An 18,311-nucleotide genomic window follows, 5' to 3' on the forward strand; every position below is an offset into this window, starting at 1 on the left:
AATTGGGTGCCGATATTCACGATGCGCGTCGCCGCCGCCGGTTGACCATGGCGGTGGTGGCCGATCGAGCTTTCACGTCGAGAGCGACTTTGCAGCGCGTCGAGGCTGGAGATCCGGGTGTGAGCATCGGCATCTATGCAGCCGTGCTACTGGCGCTCGGCCTTTTAGGCGGACTTCAGGACGTTGCCGACGTTGCCCACGATACGGTGGGGCAGTCGTTGGCTACCGCAGCGTTGCCTCAGCGCGTCCGGTTGCCGCGTGGCAAAGGCAAGGTCGATCATGGCTGATGTCGAGGTTTATATCGATGTCGATGGCTCGCCGCGGCCGGCGGGGCTGCTCAGGCGCCATGCGTCGCGCCGGGAAGAAACGGTCACCTTCGAATATGACGAGGCCTGGCTAGCCGCCGACGAGCGCTTCTCGATCGAGCCAGCGCTGGCGTTGACGCGAGGTCTCTTCCCGCCGCCGGCTGGCCAACCCATTTTTGGCTCGATCGGCGATTCGGCGCCGGACACCTGGGGGCGTCGTCTCATGCAGCGTGCGGAGCGTCGACACGCCGAACGGGAAGGGCGGCGCGTCCGTACGCTCGGCGAACTTGACTATCTGCTGGGCGTAGCCGATGAAACGCGCCTGGGCGCGCTGCGATTCCGCTGGAGCGGAGAAGAAGAATTCCAGTCGCCCGTGCCCGCCGGTGTTCCGGCTCTGATCGAACTGGGGCGGCTGCTCCAGATCACTGAACGCATCTTGCGCGACGAGGAAACGGATGAGGATTTGCAACTGATCTTTGCGCCAGGGTCGTCACTGGGTGGCGCGCGTCCCAAGGCTTCAGTCATCGATCAATACGGCCATTTGTCGATTGCCAAATTCCCGAAGGAAACCGACGACTACAGCATCGAAACGTGGGAGGAAATCGCCCTGCGATTGGCCGAACGCGCCGGTATCTCCACCCCGCATCACGAATTGCTCGAGGTAGCGGGCAAGGCCGTGCTGCTATCGCGTCGGTTCGATCGCGCGGGGAGCATTCGCATCCCCTTTCTCTCGGCCATGTCAATGACGGAATCGCGGGACGGTCAGCGCGGCAGTTATCCCGAGTTGGTTGATGCACTGACACAACACGGTGCGAAGGCGCGGGCCGATGCCGCACAGTTGTATCGCCGCGTGACCTTCAATGTGCTGGTCTCCAATGTCGATGACCATCTGCGCAATCACGGTTTTCTGTGGACGGGGCGCGACGGCTGGATATTGTCGCCGGCCTATGACCTCAACCCCACGCCAACCGATCTCAAGGCGCGCATCCTGACGACCAATATCGATCTCGACGAGGCAACCTGTTCAGTCGGCCTGCTGGAAAGTGCCGCGGAGTTCTTTGGTTTGTCGCTGAAACAGGCTCGGGCCACGATCCGGGCTGTGGCCGACGTGACCAGGACATGGCAATCGGTTGCGGAGGAAGTTGGTTGCAGGCGCGCAGAGATCGTACGGATGGCAAGCGCTTTCGAGCACGATGACCTGTGCGCCGCATTACAGTTGTGACGGTATCGAGGACCGCGTCCAAACAAGCCTTGACGGTATCGGCAACGGTATCGCGCTCACGAACAGCCCCGAGACGCAAACATGTCGGCGATTTTTCCGGCGAATCGAACATCGATCCTCCAGTGCGGCCCAACAACGGCCGTCAGCTGCTGGGCATGACATCCGGTATCGACGCAGCGTGAACAGGTGGGGACGCCGGCCGTAAGGCCCGGCCACTGGATCGACGATCGAGTGGGAGCGATGTCCTCCCGTCAGCCTGCTGGCGATGCAAAAACCCGCGTTCGGCATCATGAGCCGACGCGGGCTTTTTGCTTTTGGCGAGTCCGCCTTGTCCGTTGAGACTGGCGCCAGACCATTGAATGCTTCAGGCGCATGCCCGCGTTCTTCCGGGTGCGGACGTCGAGCCCTGTGTGAACGACGGGCTTCACTTCCGCCAGCTCACGCATCATCATCGCCGCCCGATTCGTCTGCTGTGCCGCGAACGACGGCATGGAAATACGGTGTCCGCAAGGTCCAGTTCCGGATCATGAGCCGGATCATGAGCCGTGGCCAGCGCCAGCCGGCGACGTGTCCGTGGCTTGAGCGAGGCTCAGGACCATCTGCGCAATCGACTGCGTGGTGGCGAGCGTATTGATCACGCCCGCGCGCAGCGCGCCGAGAATGCCGGTGGCCTTGGTGGGCTCGCTCGCGGTCGCGATGACGTTGGGGATGCGCTTCAGATCGTCGAGCGTCAGGCCGATCACCCGACCGCGCAGCAGCGTAGTCGCGGGGCGGCCATGGATGTCGATGAAGTCGTAGCCCATGATGTCGCCGACCGCGCCCGCGCGCTTGGCCTCGGCCATTTCCTCGGGCGTGAACCAGCCGAGGCGCAGCATGTTGCTGTCCTCGAGAATGTCGCCAATGCCCACCAGCGCCACCGTCGCGCGTCGCGCTTTGTCGAGCGACTGCCGCACGACATCGTTTTCCAGCAGGGCGGCGAAAAGCTGTGGATCGTTGACGAGCGCCGGCGCGTAGAGCGTTTCGCTGTCGCCGCCAAAGCGCGCGGCGAGCCGGCGGCAGATGTGGTCGGCGTTCATCGTTTCTCCGCCGCGATACGAGCCGCCGATCGCGGAGACGAACGAGCAGTTGCGCGGCGTCGTCGACACCGCGTGGCGCGACACGGCGCTGACGTTGCGCCCCATGCCGACCGCGACGATCGTGCCGTCCGTCAGCGCGCGGTCGAGGTAACTCGCGACGAGCCCCGCCAGCAGTTCCCGCTGGCTGTCCTGATCTTTGTGATCGACCGAGATGATGGCGCGCTGGATGCCGAAGCGGGCGATCAGTTCCTGTTCGAGATCCTGTACCGCGCGCGGATGATGGCGCACCCGGATCTCGACGATGCCTTCCTCGACGGCGCGCCTGAGCAGACGTCCCACTTTCGGGCGCGAGATGGCGAACTTTCGGGCGAGTTCTTCCTGGGTCATCCCGTCGATGTAGTAGCAGGTCGACAGTTGCGTGAGTTCGTCGTTGGTCATGGCGTTATCGATGGTGGCAAGCATCGCGACGGTCACCTCTTGAGCGTTACGTCATTCGGGAGGCCGGCGGGCGTGCCGCCCCGGCGCTCGTAGTCGGCGATGCGCTGCACCTTGGGTTGGGAGCGGCCGCCGTCGAATTCTGCCTTAAGCCAGGCGTCGACGATGCTGTTGGCCAGCTCGCTGCCGATCACGCGCGCGCCCATGGTGATGATCTGTGCGTCGTTGCTGCGCCGCGCGCGCTCGGCGGAGTACGTGTCGTGGCACTGCGCCGCGCGGATACCCGGCACCTTGTTGGCGGAGATCGCCACGCCGATGCCGGTGCCGCACAGCAGGATCGCGCGCGCAAAGTCGCCCGCGGCGACGCGCTGGGCGACCGCAATGGCGATATCCGGGTAGAGCACCGACTGTTCGGCGTGGTGGGTGCCGAAATCGACCAGTTCGACCTGCGGATGCGTGTCGCGCAGATGCCGCTTGATCGACTCCTTCAGCGCATAGGCTGCTTCATCGCAGCCGATCGCTACTTTCATGGTGATGATCTCCCTGAGTCGCGCCGCGAAGCGCTCGTGTCCCGTTGCGCGCATTATAACCATCAGAAATGACCATTTGTCAAATGCCGAGCATTTGCTCACCACTTTGATAGGAGATGGGTTGCCTTGCTGGTCCGGTGGAGCGGAGGAAGGACGCGTTCACCAGGGTTCATCCGTAGTTGACGACGCCATTTAGCGATATCTACCATTTGCTCTGAAGTATCAAAATTTCATTGATGAACAAATGATCGTCAAGGATGCCCTGTGACTTCTGTTCTGCTCGAAGCAACCCAGGTAGCCAAACGGTTCAACGGCGTGAGCGCGTTGCGCGACGGACGCCTGACCTTGGCGGCGGGCCGCGTACACGCGCTGTGCGGCGGCAACGGTACGGGCAAATCGACGTTTCTGAACATCCTGATGGGGCTGCTGCGCCGCGATGAGGGCGTCATCCGGCTGCATGGCCGGGAAGTGGATTTCGCCTCGCCCGCGGAGGCGATTGCGCACCGGCTGGCGATCATTACGCAGGAGCTGTCGCCGGTGCCGGGCATGACCGTCGCCGAAAACCTGTATCTCGGCCGCGAGCCGACCGTGGCGGGCGTGATCGTCGATCGGCGCGCGCTGCGGCGTCGGGCGCAGGCCCTGCTCGACCGGCTCGGCTTCGCGATCGACGCGGGCGTGCCGATGCAGCGCCTGAGCCTCGCGCAAACGCAACTGGTCGAGATCGCGAAGGCATTCAGCCATGACTGCAGGGTGATGATCATGGACGAGCCCACGTCGGCGATCGGCGAGCGCGAAACGGAGACGCTTTTCACGGCGATCCGCCAGGTCACGGCGCAGGGAACCGGCATCATCTATGTGTCGCACCGCCTGAGCGAACTATTCGACATCGCCGACGACTACACCGTGTTTCGCGACGGGGCCTACGTCGAAAGCGGCCGGATGGCCGACATCGATCGCGCGCACCTGGTGCGCACGATCGTCGGACGGGAGCTGGCCGCCGTCGACCGCGACCGTCGCCCGGCCGATGGCGCGGTGTGTCTGTCCGCGCGCGGCTTGACGCGCGCCGGCGAATTCGAGGACATCGGGCTGGACGTGCGCCGCGGTGAAATTCTCGGCATCTACGGGCTGATGGGATCAGGGCGCAGCGAATTCCTGAACTGCATCTACGGATTGACGCGGCCCGATGCCGGCACCCTCACGCTCAACGGCGAACCGCTGCCCCAGGGCGATCCCGCGCGGACGATCCGTGCGGGCGTCTCGCTCGTCACCGAGGATCGTAAGGACTGCGGACTGGTGCTCTCCGGCAGTGTGCAGGAGAACATCGCACTGTCCGCGTACCGGCGTCTCGCGCGCGCCGGTGTGATCCGGCGTGCGCCGGTGCGGCGGCTCGCGCAGGCGATGGTCGAACGGCTGGCGATCAAGGCCGCGTCGCTGCGCATGCCGGTCTCGGCAATGAGCGGCGGCAACCAGCAGAAGGTCGTGCTGGCCCGATGCCTGTCGACCGGCCCCGTGCTTCTGCTGTGCGACGAGCCGACGCGCGGCGTCGACGAAGGCGCGAAGCAGGCCATCTACCAGTTGCTCGATACGTTTGCGCGCAACGGCGGCGCGGTGATCGTCGTGTCGTCCGAAGCGCCTGAGCTGCTGCTCGTCAGCGACCGTATCGCCGTTTTCCGGGGTGGCCGCGTGGCCGCCGTGTGCCCGGCTGGCGGCGTGACCCAGGAAACCCTGCTCCATCTCGCGTCATGAACCTGCCCATGCCTACCCAGACCCTTTCCCATCCCGCCGACGCCGCAGCGAGCCGCGTGCCGGTGTCCGAACTCGCGAGCCGCTTCGGCCTTCCGCTCGTCTTCGTCGCCCTTTGCGTCGCGCTGGCCTTCGCGAGTCCGTACTTCTTCACCTGGCGCAACTGGGGCGACATTCTGCGGCAGACCTCGATCAACGGCATCCTCGCGCTCGGCATGACCTGCGTGATCCTGACCAAGGGCATCGACCTGTCGGTGGGCTCGGTGCTCGCGCTCGCCGGGATCGGCAGCGGCCTCGTCGCGGCGGCGGGGCACAACCTCGTCGTCGTCCTCGTGACGGGCATCGCATGCGGCGCGGCGCTCGGCGCGCTCAACGGCGTCGCGATCGCCCGCTTCCGGGTACCGCCGTTCGTGGCGACGCTCGGCATGCTGAGCATCGCGCGCGGCGTCACCTACATCGTCAACGACGGCAGTCCCGTCGCCAACCTGCCGGACGACTACCTCGCGCTCGGCATCGGCAAGCTGGGCCCGCTTGCCATGCCGGTGCTGATTTTCGCGGCGGTGGCGCTCGTGTTCTGGTGGCTGCTGCGCTCCACGACGTACGGCCGTTATCTCTACGCGGTCGGCGGCAACGAGAAGAGCGCGCGCACCTCGGGCATCGGGGTGCGCAAGGTGGTGGGCTCGGTGTACGTGCTGTCCGGCGCGCTCGCGGGTCTCGCCGGCATGATCCTCGCCGCGCGCACCACCTCCGCGCTGCCTCAGGCGGGCGTGTCCTACGAACTGGACGCGATCGCGGCCGTGGTGATCGGCGGCACCAGCCTGTCCGGCGGCCAGGGCGGCGTGGTCGGCACGCTGTTCGGCGCGCTGCTGATCGGCGTCATCAACAACGGGCTGAACCTGCTGGGCGTGTCCTCGTATTACCAGCAGATTGCGAAGGGGCTGATCATCGTCCTCGCCGTCCTCATCGACGTGGCCCGCAAGCAGCAACGCTAATCCGTTCCAACCGGGAGGAGATACCCATGAAGTCGGACAAGAAGTCGGGCAAGACATGGCTTGGCAGGATCGCCGCGACCGCCGCACTCGCCGCCGCACTCGCCGCCGCACTCGCCGTCACGGCCGCGGGCGGCGCGGCGCAAGCGGCCGGCACGCAGTATCGCGTCGGCGCGGCGGTCTACGGCATGAAGGGGCAGTTCATGCAGAACTGGGTGCGCGAAATCAAGGCGCATCCGGCCGTGAAGAACGGCACGGTGCAGCTGACCGTGTTCGACGGCAACTATGACGCGCTGACGCAGAACAACCAGATCGAAACGATGCTCACGCAACAATACCGCGGCATCCTGTTCGTGCCGATCGATACCCGGGCCGGGATCGGCGTCGCGAAGCGCGCGGCTTCGTCGGATACGCCGCTGATCGCGTCCAACACGATGCTGGCCACGCCGAACGTGCCGTACATCGGCAACGACGATGTAGAGGGCGGCCGTCTGCAGGCCGAAGCGCTGGCGAAGCAGCTCGGCGGCAAGGGCAGCATCGTGATCATCCAGGGGCCGATCGGTCAGTCGGCGCAGATCGATCGCGAGAAGGGCGAGATCGAGGTCCTCGCGAAGTATCCCGGTATCAAGGTCATCGAAAAGAAAACCGCCAACTGGTCGCGCGCCGAAGCGATGAACCTGATGGAGGACTGGCTCAATGCCCATCCGAAGGAGATCAACGGTGTCATCGCGCAGAACGACGACATGGCGCTCGGCGCGCTGCAGGCGATCAGGAACCGGGGCCTCGCGCCGAGGGACATTCCGGTCACGTCGATTGACGGCATGCCCGACGCGATCCAGGCCGCGAAGAAGGGCGAACTCACGACCTTCCTGCAGGACGCGCAGGCGCAATCACAGGGCGCGCTCGACCTCGTGCTGCGGCAACTGGTCGGGCCGGGCTACAAGCCGCAGTCGGTGATCTGGCAGCGCTACGCGAAGGATCTGAGGTGGGACGACGGCACGGCGAAGCGTTACATCCTGCCGTGGGTGCCCGTGACGCCGGCGAATGCCGACCAGTTGTACCGCCAGGTGACGGGTGGCTGATCAAGGAGCGGACATGACGGATCTTTGGGACAGGGCGTTCGACTTCAGCGGTCGGGTCGCGCTGGTGACGGGCGGCGCGGCCGGCATCGGCCATGCCTGTGCGCAATTGCTGGCGATGCGGGGCGCGCGCGTCGCGCTGGTCGACCGCAATCCACGGACTGCGCAAACGGCAGAGGCGTTGCCGGGAACGGCCGGCCAGCATGCGGGCTTCCTGCTCGACCTGCGCGATGGCGCCGCGGCGCAGGTTGCGGTCGACCTCGCGGTGGCCCGTTTTGGCGGGATCGATCTGCTCGTCAACAGTGCGGGGGTGGCGTTGCTCGACAAGGCGGTCGATGTCGACGAAGCCGCGTGGGATACCACGATGGCGATCAATCTGAAAGCGTCGTTCTTCATCGCGCAGGCCGTGGCCCGGCAGATGATCGCGAGCGAACGCCGCGGACGCATCGTCAATCTCGCATCGCAGGCGAGCGTCGTCGGGCTGGAGCGGCATGTCGCCTACTGCGCGAGCAAGGCTGCGATCGTCGGCATGACGAAGGTGCTGGCGATCGAATGGGCCCCGTACGGGATCACGGTCAATGCGGTTTCGCCGACGATCGTCGAAACGGAACTCGGCAAGCAGGCGTGGGCAGGCGAAGCCGGCGAACGGGCCAGGCGCGAGATTCCGGCCGGGCGCTTCGCGCAGCCGGACGAGATTGCGGCGCTCGTACTGTATCTGCTGAGCGATGCGGCGGCGATGATCACCGGCGAGAACGTCGTGATCGACGGCGGCTACACCGTGCGTTGAACGCCGCCGGCCGTAGTGCAGCCGCAGGCAGCCGCATAGTCCGTAGTACGAACCGAAAAGGGAAAGGAGACGTCTCATGTCGTCGATAGCCGAAGCGCTTTTGCCGGCGCAGCAAGCGGGCGGGCAGCGCATGGCGGGCGCGCTGCCGGACACCATGCGCGCCGTGGTGTGTCACGGGCCGGAAGATTACCGGCTGGAGCAGGTGCCAGTGCCGATACCCGGGCCGCACGAGATCCTGACGCGGGTGGAGCTGGTCGGTATCTGCATGGGGGACATCAAGACGTTTCGCGGCGCGCCGTCGTTCTGGGGCAATGCGATCCAGCCGCGCTACGTGAAGCCGCCGATGATCCCGGGTCATGAATTCGTGTGCCGCGTCGTGGCGCTGGGCCCGGGAGCGGAGAGCCGGGGCGTCCAGGTGGGCGAGCGCGTGATCTCGGAGCAGATCGTGCCGTGCTGGGGCTGCCGCTTTTGCCATCACGGCCAGTACTGGATGTGCCAGAAGCACGACCTGTACGGCTTCCAGAAGAACGTGCAGGGGGCGATGGCGGAGTACATGATCTTCACGAAGGAAGGCATCGTGCACAAGGTGCCCGATGAGATTCCGCCCGATGAAGCGATCCTGATCGAGCCGCTGGCTTGTTCACTGCATGCCGCCGACCGCGCCGACGTCGGCTTTGACGACGTAGTCGTAGTGGCCGGCGCGGGGACGCTCGGGCTGGGCATCATCGGCGCGGTGCGCATGCGCAATCCGAAGCGGCTGATCGCGCTCGACATGAAGCCTGAGCGCGCCACGCTGGCGCTGCGCATGGGGGCCCACGAGGTGTGGAATCCGGCCGAGGCGAACGTGGTGGAGCGGATCCAGTCGATCACGGATGGCTACGGCTGCGACATCTACATCGAGGCGACGGGTCACCACCGCGCCGTCAATCAGGGCCTCTCGATGCTGCGCAAGCTGGGCCGCTTCGTCGAGTTCAGCGTGTTCAACGACGAGGCGACGGTCGACTGGTCGATCATCGGCGACCGCAAGGAGCTGGACGTGCTCGGGGCCCACCTCGGGCCTTACATGTATCCGCGCGCGATCGACTTCATCGGCTCGCGCAGGATCGACATGCGGGGTATCGTCACGCACCGTTTTCCGCTGTCGCAGTTTGCGCAAGCGTTCGCCGTGATGGAGCGCGGCGAGCAATCGTTGAAAGTCGTGCTGGATCCGCAGGGGTAATCCATGAACCGTGTCATCAATCATCCCGACCAGGTGGTCGAGGATATGCTGCGCGGCGTGCTGGCCGCGCATCCCGAACTGACAGCCGATCCGCGCAACCCGCGCGTGATCGGCGTGGCGCGGCCGGCGAGGGGCAAGGTCGGCGTCGTGACCGGCGGCGGCTCGGGCCACGAACCGGCGTTTCTCGGCTATGCGGGACCGGGCCTGCTCGACGCGGTCGCGGTGGGCGAAGTGTTTTCGTCGCCGACCGCGAAGAGTTTTCTCGACGCGTTCCGGCGTGCCGACCAGGGTGCGGGCGTCGCTTGCCTCTACGGCAACTATGCGGGCGACAACATGAACGTGAAGATGGCCGTCAAGATGGCGGCTGCTCAGGGCATCGACGTGAAGACCGTGGTGGCGAACGACGATGTCGCGTCGGCGGGGCGCGACGAGCGGATCAAGCGTCGCGGCGTAGCGGGCGAGATCCTGATGTGGAAGGCCGGCGGCGCCCGCGCGGCGCTCGGCGGCGATCTGGATGCCGTGATCGCCAGCGCGCAGAAGGCGATCGACCATACCCGCTCGGTCGGCATCGGGCTGTCGGCCTGCACGATTCCGGCCAACGGCAAGGCGAACTTCCATATCGCCGATGGCGAGATGGAGCTGGGCATCGGCCATCACGGCGAACACGGCGTCAAGGTAACTCGCACGGTGCCGGCGAAGGACATGGCAGCGCTGATGCTCGACATCGTCCTGCCCGACTTCCCGCTCGAACGCGGCGAAGAGGTGTCGGTGCTGGTGTCGGGGCTTGGCGCGACGCCGCTGATGGAGCAATACATCCTGTATGCGGAGGTGGCCGCGCGCCTCGCCGAGGCTGGATTGTCGATTGGTTTTCGTTTCGTCGGCAACCTGTTCACCTCGCTGGAGATGATGGGCGTGACGCTGACCGTCACGCGGCTCGACGACGAACTGAAGCAGTTGCTGGCGGCGCCGTGCCGCAGTATCGGCCTCACGATGGGAGATGGCGCATGATGTCTACGCAAGGGTTGCCGCTGGCTGATGCCGGTTTTGTGGTGCGCGATCTCGTTGCCGTGATCCAGCGCCACCGCGACGAGTTGTCGGAGATCGACGCCGCCATCGGCGACGGCGATCACGGTATCAACATGAACAAAGGATTCAGCCAGTGCGGCGCGCAACTCGAGGCGCGCGGCGAGGTGAGTTTGCCCATCGCGCTCGAGCTGCTGTCGCTATCGTTGCTGGAAGGCATTGGCGGTTCGATGGGGCCGCTCTATGGCAGCTTTTTCATGGAATTCGCCGGACCGTTGAGGGACCAGCAGCGGCTGGGCGCGGCCCTGTTCGGCGCGTCGCTGTCAGCCGGCCTGGCCGGCGTACAGGCGCTCAGCGACGCGAAGGTTGGCGACAAGACGCTCATGGATACGCTCGTGCCAGCCGAAACGGCATTTCATGCGGCATTGCACGCCGGCCAGGATTTCCGGCAGGCGCTGATGGCGATGAGCGCGGCCGCCGAGCGCGGCAAGCAGTCCACCCGCGCCATGCAGGCACGGATCGGTCGGGCATCGCGTCTCGGTGAGCGATCGGTCGGGACGCTCGATGCGGGAGCCGCCTCGTGCTGCCTGATTCTGTGCAGCATGGCGGCGTCGATCGCGGCGCGGCTGGACGGTGGGCCGCAGGGCGCGCCATCGTGACCCCTTCAGACCGGCGAATACAGCATCGAAACCTGGGGAAATCGCCTGCGATTGGCTGAATGCGCCGGCATTTCCATCCCAAATCATGAACTGCCTCAGGCACCGGCAAGCCTGTGCTGCTGTCGCGTCGCTTCGAATTGGGCGATGTATATCTGATGTCAATACACCCTGGGGCAGGACCAACCAGGGCAGATGACGTAACCCGCGTTCGGCCACGTTGAGCCGACGCGGGTTTTTTGCTTTTGTCGAGTCCGCCTGCGTACCATCTCCAAGCCTTCGAGTTTCAATGCTTGAGGCAGGTGTCCGCGTTCTTCCAGGTGCAAACGTCGAGCCCGGTATGAACGATGGGCTTCACCGTCTTCCCCTCAGCCAGATCGCGCATCACCATCGCAGCCTGATAGCCCATTTCCTCGGGCCGCTGCCCGACCAGCGCGTTGACCTTGTGGTCCTTGAGCGCCTGCAGCTCCGGCCCGAGCGTGTCGGCGGAAACGATCACGAACTGCCCGCTGTTGATCTTGTCCATGATCGGCGCGACGACCTGCGAATAGGCTTCAGGGGCGAACAGCGGCCAGCCGCCCTCGAACACGAATGCCTGCAGCGTGCTCGCGTTCGCGGTGAGGGTGTCCTGCATCATCTGGTTCGCCTTTGCGGCGTCGTCGTTCACGTAGAGCGGGCAGGCGCTGATTTCGTGCCAGTTGTTCTCGCCCGCCAGCTTCTTGATGCCCTTCTTGCCCGAGAGCACGTCGCGCGTGCCCTGGGCACGCTGGTTGATGTTCTCGGCCGCGGGGTTGCCCATCACGAGGCAGATGTTGCCGCCCTTGGGCATGAGCGTCTTCAGCTGCTCGCCGAGCTTGACGCCCAGCTCGTAGTTGTCGGTGCCGACATACGCCTTGCGCAGCGACTGGTCCTTCGGCAGCAGATCGGCATCCGCGGTGATGATCGGGATCTTCGCGTTGCGGCGGCGAATCACTTCGGCGATGGCCGGCGCGTTCGACGGCGAGATCGCAATCGCCGCGACGCCCTTGGTCAGCAGGTCGTCGACGATCTGCACTTCGGCGCTCTCGTCCGCGGCTGTCGCGGGTCCGGTGTAGTAACAGTTGTAGCCCTGCTTGCCGAGCTCCTTGTTCGCCCGGTCGCAGCCCTGGTGCATGAGATCGAAGTAGGGATTGTCGAGGCCCTTCACGACCAGTGCGAGGGTCTTGTCGGCTGCGCACGCGGAAGAGGCCAGCATGGCGAGCCCTCCGATCGCAGCGAGATATTTCCACGCTTTCTTCATGGTTTCCTCCGGTTCGGCGCCGGTTGTACGGCGCGCGTGTCTCGTACGGTTATCGTCGTCGGAAGGAAAGCCCGCGCCCGTGCCTTGGGCTTCCTGCGGAACCTGGTACTACCCGTGATGGCTGGCGTCCGGTGGTTCCGCGTGTCGTCCGGTCGTGCCTCCCTTCCACTGCGCGCCCGCCGCATGTCGCGGCCGGCGTGCCCGAAGACCGTTCACTCTCCTTGTCGTTCGCCGCCGAGCCGGTTGAACAGCACGGCGATGATGATGAAGCCGCCCACCACGGTTCCTTGCCAGAACGAGTCGACGCCTAGCAGGATCAGGCTGTTGCGGATCACTTCGATGAGCGCCGCGCCGACGATGGTGCCGAAGGCGCTGCCCACGCCGCCCGCGAGATTGGTGCCGCCGATCACGGTCGCGGCGATCACGCGCAGTTCGTCGCCGGTGCCGAGGCCCGTCGTGACCGCGCCTAGCCAGCCGACTTCGAGGACGGCCGCGACGCCCGCCATCAGGCCGCCGAGCACATAGACCGAGCAGATCACGCGGCGCACCGGCACGCCGGTGAGATTGGCCGCGTGGCGGTTGCCGCCGACCGCGAAGACATAGCGGCCCCAGCGCGTGAAGGCGAAGGCGAACCAGAACAGCACGCCGAGGACGACCAGGAACCAGACGGGATTGGCCACGCCCAGCGTTTTGCCGCCGCCGAGTGCGAGGAGCATTTTGCCGTCGGGCCCGAAATCGAAAATGGTCCGGCTGCCGGAGATCACGAGCGCGAGGCTGCGGCCCACGCTGAGCATGCCGAGCGTCACAACGAAGGGCTGCATGTCGAGATAGGCAATGAGCAGGCCGTTCACGAGACCGACGAGCCCCGCAGTGAGCAGGCCGAGCCCGATGCCGGCCCAGATCGGGTAGCCCGCGTTCATCGTGACGGAAAGCACGATACCGCTGAGTCCGATCGTCGAGCCCACTGAAATGTCGATGCCGCCCGTGACGATGATGGCCATCATGCCTAGCGCGACGATGGCGACGAAGGCGAAGTTGCGCGTGACGTTGAAGAGGTTTTGCTGCGTGGCGAATGTCGAAGTGACGATCGAAAGCAGGACGCAGGCGACCAGCGTGGCGAGCACCACCCAGAACACCTGGCTCGCGAGCAGCCCGCTCCAGCGGGTGTGGGTTTTCGCGGATTGGGGGTCGTCAAGCAGGGTAGGCATGGGTTTGTGGCTTTGCGGCGCATCGTTCAATTTCCGTGTCTCCTGTCGGCCGCACTTAGCGCTTTAGCGCTTAGTGCGGCCCCATGCAGAGCGGTCGGCTCGCACTTAGCGCTTTAGCGCTTAGTGCGGCCCCATGCAGAGCGGTCGGCTCGCACTTAGCGCTTTAGCGCTTAGTGCGGCCCCATGCAGAGCGGTCGGCTCGCACTTGGCGCTTTAGCGCTTAGTGCGGCCCCATGCAGAGCGGTCGGCTCGCATTTAGCGCTTTAGCGCTTAGTGCGGCCCCATGCAGAGCAGTCGGCTCGCACTTGGCGCTTCAGCGCCTGGTGCGGCCCCACGCAAAGCAGTCCCGCGCAACTTGCGCATATCACGCCGCGGCAATGGCACCCGTGATGAGGCCGGTAACCTCTTCTGGCGAAGACGCCGCGGTCTCCTTGTCAGCGACCTTGTGGCCGCGCCGCATGACGACCACGCGATGGGCGACCTCGAAAACATCAGGCATGCGATGACTGATCAGAATGACGGCGATGCCATGCTCGGAGAGGCGCTTGATGAGATCGAGCACCTGCACGACCTGGCGCACGCTGATCGCAGCGGTGGGTTCATCCATGAGCACGAGCCGAGCCTCGGACAGACGCGTACGCGCGATCGCCACCGCCTGCCGCTGGCCGCCCGACATCTGCCGGACGAGATCGCGTGGCCGCGTTTCGGACTTCAGTTCCTTGAAAAGCTCGCCGGCGCGCCGGTACATGGCCGCGTGATCGAGAACGCGCAAGGGCCCTATGCCGATGCGCGGCTCGCGGCCGAGAAAGACATTGGCGGCCGCCGTGAGGTTGTCGCAGAGCGCGAGGTCCTGATAGACGACTTCGATGCCCTTGGCGCGGGCGTCGACGGGGCGGCTGAAATGCACCGGCTTGCCATCGATGAGAATCTCGCCGTGAGAGGGCGGGAAATTGCCCGCGATCACCTTCACCAGCGTCGACTTGCCGGCGCCGTTGTCGCCCATGAGGCCGACCACCTGGCCCGGCTCGAGACTCAACGTGACATCGTTCAGCGCATGAATGGCGCCGAAGTGCCTGGAAACGCCTCTGAGCTCAAGAAGACTCATGGACTGTCTCGCTCGCGCTTGTGGGGCCGCCCGCTGCATTGGCGGGGGCGGCGGGAAGATGTGCCAACCAGCTTTTTTTTAGAGCACGATCGGGCTTTTAGCAAGACTATTTCGCTACGCGGTTCCGCTGCGCTGCCAGCAGGCCGCCGATGAGATAAAATTGCGTTTTCGCCGAAAATCCCCGCCAGGCGGCCGTGGCGCGCGTCGTCCCCAGGGCTTCAGGCCTCCAGCGGCATCGCACTCGTTCCCTTGAGTTCATCGAGACAGACGATCGATTGCACGCTGTTGACGCCGGGCGCGCGCATCAGCGTATCGAGCAGGAACTCGGAGAGCGCCTTGAGATCGCGCGCCACCACCTTCAGCACGTAGTCGATATCGCCAGTCACGGAGTAGCACTCCTGCACCTGCGGCAACGTCGCGACGAGTTCCTTGAACTTGACGAGCTCGCGCATGTGCCCGCGTTCCATCGTCACCTGAATGAAGGCGACCACGCCGAAGCCGAGCGCCTGCGCGTCGAGTCGCGTCTCGTAACGCCGGATCACGCCGAGCGCCTCGAGCCGTCGGTGACGCCTCAAGGTCTGCGCGGGCGAGAGCTTGATCGCGGCCGCGAGTTCGAGGTTCGAGGCGCGGCCGTGCTGCTGGAGCGCGGCGAGAAGCCGCATGTCGATCGTGTCGAGCGCGAGGTTTTGCATTTATCTTGCGTGAGATGGGTTTGAGGCGAGAGGGAATTGTATCAATCAGGGTTTGCCTGCGTACGAGATGAAATCCTATTTTTCCGCGCCAACTATACACTGGGCGCACCCGATCGGGCTGGCGGCCAGATCCGTCAAGCCTGGCAGCGCGCCGGCGCAGAACGTTGCGCGCGCAATTTTATTTCGTGGAGCGGAGCCGGCGTCTTATCCGGATGCTTTGGCCCCGTGCAGATAAATCGGAGACAGGAAGAGACATGGTTTCAAACGACACGCGTGAAAATCGCGGCCAGCTAAAGCGCGGCCTGAAGAATCGTCATATCCAGCTCATTGCGCTGGGCGGGGCGATCGGCACGGGCCTGTTCCTCGGCATTGCACAGACGATTCAGACCGCCGGCCCCGCGGTGCTGCTCGGCTACGGCATTGCCGGCTTCATTGCGTTCTTCATCATGCGGCAGCTGGGCGAGATGGTCGTGGACGAGCCCGTCGCCGGTTCGTTCAGCCACTTCGCCGACAAGTACTTCGGCCCGTTCGCGGGCTTTCTCTCGGGCTGGAATTACTGGGTGCTCTATGTGCTCGTGAGCATGGCCGAGCTTTCCGCGGTCGGCATCTACATGCACTACTGGTGGCCGACGCTGCCCACCTGGGTCTCGGCGCTCGTGTTCTTCGTCGTCATCAACGGCATCAACCTCACGAGCGTGAAGTCGTACGGCGAACTCGAATTCTGGTTCGCGATCATCAAGGTGCTGGCGATCGTCGGCATGATCGGCTTCGGCGGCTGGCTGCTGCTCTCGGGCTCGGCGGGTCCCGAGGCGGGCGTCTCGAACCTCTGGCGCAACGGCGGGTTCTTCCCGCACGGCGTCTCGGGTCTCGTCATGGCGATGGCGGTCGTGATGTTCTCGTTCGGCGGGCTGGAGCTCGTGGGCATTACCGCGGCCGAGGCCGACGATCCCTCGCACACCATTCCGCGCGCAACCAATCAGGTGATCTATCGCATCCTGATTTTCTACATCGGCGCGCTCGCCGTGCTGCTCTCGCTTTACCCGTGGCAGAAGGTCGTGGCGGGCGGCAGCCCCTTCGTGCTGATCTTCCACGCGATGAACAGTGACCTCGTGGCCAACGTGCTCAACGTCGTCGTGCTGACGGCGGCGCTGTCGGTCTACAACAGCGGCGTGTACTGCAATAGCCGCATGCTCTACGGCCTCGCGCAGCAGGGCAATGCGCCGAGAGCGCTGCTCAAGGTGAGCCGGCGCGGCATTCCGCTCGCGGCGCTCGGCGTCTCGGCGTTCGTCACGGCCGCGTGCGTGATCATCAACTACTTCATGCCGGGCAAGGCCTTCGAACTGCTGATGGGGCTCGTGGTGTCCGCGCTCATCATCAACTGGGCGATGATCAGCCTCATCCACCTGAAGTTCCGCCGCGAGAAGGCGCGCGCGCACCAGACCACCACGTTCCGCAGCCTCGGCTATCCGCTCACGAATTACGTATGCCTCGCGTTCCTTGGCGGCATTCTCGTTGTAATGTATCTGATTCCGGATCTGCGGATTTCCGTGTATCTGATTCCGGTGTGGCTGGGCGTGCTTGGGCTCGCCTACCGACTGTGGCGCCGCAAGCCGGCGCCGGCGCTGCAACGCGGCGTGCCGGCTCCGTGAGCGACGGCCGCCGTCACCGTTCCGAATTTTCGTCCTGAGAGCTAAACAGCATGTTCGAACACATCGATGCCTACCCCGGCGACCCGATCCTCTCGCTCAACGAGAACTTCCAGAAAGACCCGCGGGAGAACAAGGTCAATCTGAGCATTGGCATCTACTTCGACGACGAAGGCCGCCTGCCGGTCATGAAGGCGGTTCACGCCGCCGAAGCGGCGATTCTCGCCGAGCCCGGTCCGAAGCCGTATCTGCCGATGGCGGGTTTCGCGCAGTACCGCGACGCCGTACAGGCGCTGGTGTTCGGCGGCGAGTGCCCGTCGCGCGCGGCCGGCCGGATCGCGACCGTGCAGACGCTGGGCGGCTCGGGCGCGCTCAGGGTCGGCGCCGATTTCATCAAGCGCTACTTCGCGGGCAGCCAGGTGTGGGTGAGCGACCCGACGTGGGAGAACCACCGCTTCATCTTCGAGCGCGCGGGCTTCACGGTGAACACCTATCCGTACTACGACGAGGTGACGGGCGGCCTGAAGTTCGAGGCGATGCTCTCGGCCATCGACGCGCTGCCGGCACGGAGCGTCGTGCTGCTGCACGCGTGCTGCCACAACCCGACGGGCGTCGATCTGGACCGCGCGCAATGGGAGCGACTGATCGACGTGCTGCAAAAACGCGATCTGCTGCCGTTCGTGGACATGGCGTATCAGGGCTTCGGCGCGGGCCTCGACGACGACGCCTTCGCGGTGCGCGAGCTTGCGCGCCGTGGCGTGCCGGCGCTCGTGGCGAACTCGTTCTCGAAGAACTTCTCGCTCTACGGCGAGCGCTGCGGCGGCCTGCATGTGATCTGCGAGGACTCGGCCGCCGCCGACCGCGTGCTCGGCCAGCTCACGGGTTCGGTCCGCGCGAACTACAGCAATCCGCCGACTCACGGTGCGAAGATCGTGACCCGCGTGCTCTGCACGCCGGACTTGAAGGCATCGTGGGAGCAGGAGCTGGCGGCGATGTGCGAGCGCATCGCCCGCATGCGCGTCGCGATCCACGATGGCCTGCGCGCCCACGCAAGCGAAGCGGCGCTCGCGCGTTATCTGAAGCAGCGCGGCATGTTCACGTACACGGGCTTGAGCGAGAAGCAGGTCGAGCGCCTCAAGGCGGAGTTCGGCGTGTATATCCTGCGTTCGGGCCGCATGTGCGTGGCGGGCCTCAACGAGAAGAACGTGGGCGTGGTGGTCGACGCGGTCGGCAAGGTGATGAAGGACTAAGGCAGTGACGGGGCGGGGCGCCCCGGGATCCTTCGAGCGCCGCGGGTCTGCACGGATCGTATCGTGC

At 65.2% G+C, this 18,311-nt stretch carries 17 protein-coding genes; 11 read left to right on the plus strand and 6 right to left on the minus strand.

Annotated elements, in window-relative coordinates; all coding sequences use genetic code 11:
• The first annotated feature begins 2 nt into the window (after nt 1–2).
• Together VSR34_RS27820 and VSR34_RS27825 are read left to right on the plus strand one after the other, a co-directional pair.
• Nucleotides 3–287 (plus strand): helix-turn-helix transcriptional regulator, encoded by a 285-nt coding sequence (locus VSR34_RS27820; RefSeq protein ID WP_342964100.1) that lies wholly within the window; start codon nt 3–5, stop codon nt 285–287.
• Nucleotides 280–1,527 (plus strand): type II toxin-antitoxin system HipA family toxin, encoded by a 1,248-nt coding sequence (locus tag VSR34_RS27825; RefSeq protein WP_028211441.1) that lies wholly within the window; start codon nt 280–282, stop codon nt 1,525–1,527. The genes VSR34_RS27820 and VSR34_RS27825 overlap by 8 nt, the downstream gene beginning before the upstream one ends.
• 536 nt (nt 1,528–2,063) lie before the next feature.
• On the opposite strand, the gene VSR34_RS27830 is transcribed toward VSR34_RS27825, so the two are convergent.
• Both VSR34_RS27830 and rpiB read right to left on the minus strand, forming a co-directional pair.
• Nucleotides 2,064–3,041 carry a sugar-binding transcriptional regulator gene (locus VSR34_RS27830; RefSeq protein WP_036018742.1) on the minus strand — a complete coding sequence of 326 codons (978 nt, stop codon included), beginning with the start codon at nt 3,039–3,041 and terminating at the stop codon, nt 2,064–2,066.
• A gap of 32 nt (nt 3,042–3,073) precedes the next feature.
• Nucleotides 3,074–3,568, minus strand: a complete 495-nt coding sequence (rpiB, locus tag VSR34_RS27835) for a ribose 5-phosphate isomerase B (protein ID WP_042288912.1) — start codon at nt 3,566–3,568, stop codon at nt 3,074–3,076.
• A gap of 264 nt (nt 3,569–3,832) precedes the next feature.
• Between rpiB and VSR34_RS27840 the strand changes: the two genes are divergently transcribed.
• From VSR34_RS27840 to dhaL, 7 genes are all read left to right on the plus strand, one after another.
• Nucleotides 3,833–5,314 (plus strand): sugar ABC transporter ATP-binding protein, encoded by a 1,482-nt coding sequence (locus tag VSR34_RS27840; protein ID WP_342964101.1) that lies wholly within the window; start codon nt 3,833–3,835, stop codon nt 5,312–5,314.
• A complete protein-coding gene (locus VSR34_RS27845; RefSeq protein WP_342964102.1) occupies nt 5,311–6,303 on the plus strand; it encodes an ABC transporter permease in 993 nt (330 codons plus the stop codon). Before VSR34_RS27840 ends, VSR34_RS27845 begins: the two co-directional genes overlap by 4 nt.
• A 26-nt stretch (nt 6,304–6,329) precedes the next feature.
• Nucleotides 6,330–7,382, plus strand: a complete 1,053-nt coding sequence (locus tag VSR34_RS27850) for a substrate-binding domain-containing protein (RefSeq protein WP_036018708.1) — start codon at nt 6,330–6,332, stop codon at nt 7,380–7,382.
• Nucleotides 7,383–7,395: 13 nt separating this feature from the next.
• The gene (locus VSR34_RS27855; protein WP_028231254.1) at nt 7,396–8,166 is read left to right on the plus strand and encodes an SDR family oxidoreductase; all 771 of its coding nucleotides are present in this window, start codon (nt 7,396–7,398) and stop codon (nt 8,164–8,166) included.
• A gap of 76 nt (nt 8,167–8,242) precedes the next feature.
• Nucleotides 8,243–9,385, plus strand: coding sequence for an alcohol dehydrogenase catalytic domain-containing protein (locus VSR34_RS27860; protein WP_028211447.1), 1,143 nt, complete (start codon nt 8,243–8,245; stop codon nt 9,383–9,385).
• A 3-nt stretch (nt 9,386–9,388) separates the two neighbouring features.
• Nucleotides 9,389–10,393, plus strand: a complete 1,005-nt coding sequence (locus VSR34_RS27865) for a dihydroxyacetone kinase subunit DhaK (RefSeq protein ID WP_028211448.1) — start codon at nt 9,389–9,391, stop codon at nt 10,391–10,393.
• Entirely contained in the window at nt 10,393–11,067 is a 675-nt protein-coding gene (dhaL, locus tag VSR34_RS27870) for a dihydroxyacetone kinase subunit DhaL (protein WP_028211449.1), read from the plus strand. The genes VSR34_RS27865 and dhaL overlap by 1 nt, the downstream gene beginning before the upstream one ends.
• Nucleotides 11,068–11,350: 283 nt before the next feature.
• Here dhaL and VSR34_RS27875 read toward each other — a convergent pair whose 3' ends face one another.
• The 4 genes from VSR34_RS27875 to VSR34_RS27890 all read right to left on the minus strand — a co-directional run bounded on the left by VSR34_RS27875 (nt 11,351) and on the right by VSR34_RS27890 (nt 15,348).
• Nucleotides 11,351–12,343 carry a sugar-binding protein gene (locus tag VSR34_RS27875; RefSeq protein ID WP_028211450.1) on the minus strand — a complete coding sequence of 331 codons (993 nt, stop codon included), beginning with the start codon at nt 12,341–12,343 and terminating at the stop codon, nt 11,351–11,353.
• A 212-nt stretch (nt 12,344–12,555) separates the two neighbouring features.
• On the minus strand, nt 12,556–13,551 hold the full coding sequence (locus tag VSR34_RS27880; RefSeq protein ID WP_342964103.1) for an ABC transporter permease: 996 nt from the start codon (nt 13,549–13,551) through the stop codon (nt 12,556–12,558).
• 364 nt (nt 13,552–13,915) lie between these two features.
• The gene (locus VSR34_RS27885) at nt 13,916–14,656 is read right to left on the minus strand and encodes an ATP-binding cassette domain-containing protein (RefSeq protein ID WP_028211452.1); all 741 of its coding nucleotides are present in this window, start codon (nt 14,654–14,656) and stop codon (nt 13,916–13,918) included.
• Between the two features lie 218 nt (nt 14,657–14,874).
• Nucleotides 14,875–15,348, minus strand: coding sequence for an Lrp/AsnC family transcriptional regulator (locus tag VSR34_RS27890; protein ID WP_342964104.1), 474 nt, complete (start codon nt 15,346–15,348; stop codon nt 14,875–14,877).
• A 254-nt stretch (nt 15,349–15,602) separates the two neighbouring features.
• Between VSR34_RS27890 and VSR34_RS27895 the strand changes: the two genes are divergently transcribed.
• Together VSR34_RS27895 and VSR34_RS27900 are read left to right on the plus strand one after the other, a co-directional pair.
• A complete protein-coding gene (locus VSR34_RS27895; protein ID WP_028211454.1) occupies nt 15,603–16,997 on the plus strand; it encodes an amino acid permease in 1,395 nt (464 codons plus the stop codon).
• Between the two features lie 50 nt (nt 16,998–17,047).
• On the plus strand, nt 17,048–18,244 hold the full coding sequence (locus VSR34_RS27900) for an amino acid aminotransferase (RefSeq protein ID WP_028211455.1): 1,197 nt from the start codon (nt 17,048–17,050) through the stop codon (nt 18,242–18,244).
• The last annotated feature ends 67 nt before the right edge of the window (nt 18,245–18,311 follow it).

It is taken from the genome of Paraburkholderia sp. JHI2823, from assembly GCF_038900695.1.
In the GTDB taxonomy this organism is placed as follows: Bacteria; Pseudomonadota; Gammaproteobacteria; order Burkholderiales; family Burkholderiaceae; genus Paraburkholderia; species Paraburkholderia mimosarum.

Bases quoted from the DNA above. Each gene is read 5' to 3' on its own strand.
- VSR34_RS27825 (WP_028211441.1), top strand. From the start codon at position 280: ATGGCTGATGTCGAGGTTTATATCGATGTCGATGGCTCGCCGCGGCCG.
- VSR34_RS27830 (WP_036018742.1), bottom strand. From the start codon at position 3,041: ATGACCAACGACGAACTCACGCAACTGTCGACCTGCTACTACATCGAC.
- rpiB (WP_042288912.1), bottom strand. From the start codon at position 3,568: ATGAAAGTAGCGATCGGCTGCGATGAAGCAGCCTATGCGCTGAAGGAG.
- VSR34_RS27845 (WP_342964102.1), top strand. From the start codon at position 5,311: ATGAACCTGCCCATGCCTACCCAGACCCTTTCCCATCCCGCCGACGCC.
- VSR34_RS27850 (WP_036018708.1), top strand. From the start codon at position 6,330: ATGAAGTCGGACAAGAAGTCGGGCAAGACATGGCTTGGCAGGATCGCC.
- VSR34_RS27855 (WP_028231254.1), top strand. From the start codon at position 7,396: ATGACGGATCTTTGGGACAGGGCGTTCGACTTCAGCGGTCGGGTCGCG.
- VSR34_RS27860 (WP_028211447.1), top strand. From the start codon at position 8,243: ATGTCGTCGATAGCCGAAGCGCTTTTGCCGGCGCAGCAAGCGGGCGGG.
- VSR34_RS27865 (WP_028211448.1), top strand. From the start codon at position 9,389: ATGAACCGTGTCATCAATCATCCCGACCAGGTGGTCGAGGATATGCTG.
- dhaL (WP_028211449.1), top strand. From the start codon at position 10,393: ATGTCTACGCAAGGGTTGCCGCTGGCTGATGCCGGTTTTGTGGTGCGC.
- VSR34_RS27875 (WP_028211450.1), bottom strand. From the start codon at position 12,343: ATGAAGAAAGCGTGGAAATATCTCGCTGCGATCGGAGGGCTCGCCATG.
- VSR34_RS27880 (WP_342964103.1), bottom strand. From the start codon at position 13,551: ATGCCTACCCTGCTTGACGACCCCCAATCCGCGAAAACCCACACCCGC.
- VSR34_RS27885 (WP_028211452.1), bottom strand. From the start codon at position 14,656: ATGAGTCTTCTTGAGCTCAGAGGCGTTTCCAGGCACTTCGGCGCCATT.
- VSR34_RS27890 (WP_342964104.1), bottom strand. From the start codon at position 15,348: ATGCAAAACCTCGCGCTCGACACGATCGACATGCGGCTTCTCGCCGCG.
- VSR34_RS27895 (WP_028211454.1), top strand. From the start codon at position 15,603: ATGGTTTCAAACGACACGCGTGAAAATCGCGGCCAGCTAAAGCGCGGC.
- VSR34_RS27900 (WP_028211455.1), top strand. From the start codon at position 17,048: ATGTTCGAACACATCGATGCCTACCCCGGCGACCCGATCCTCTCGCTC.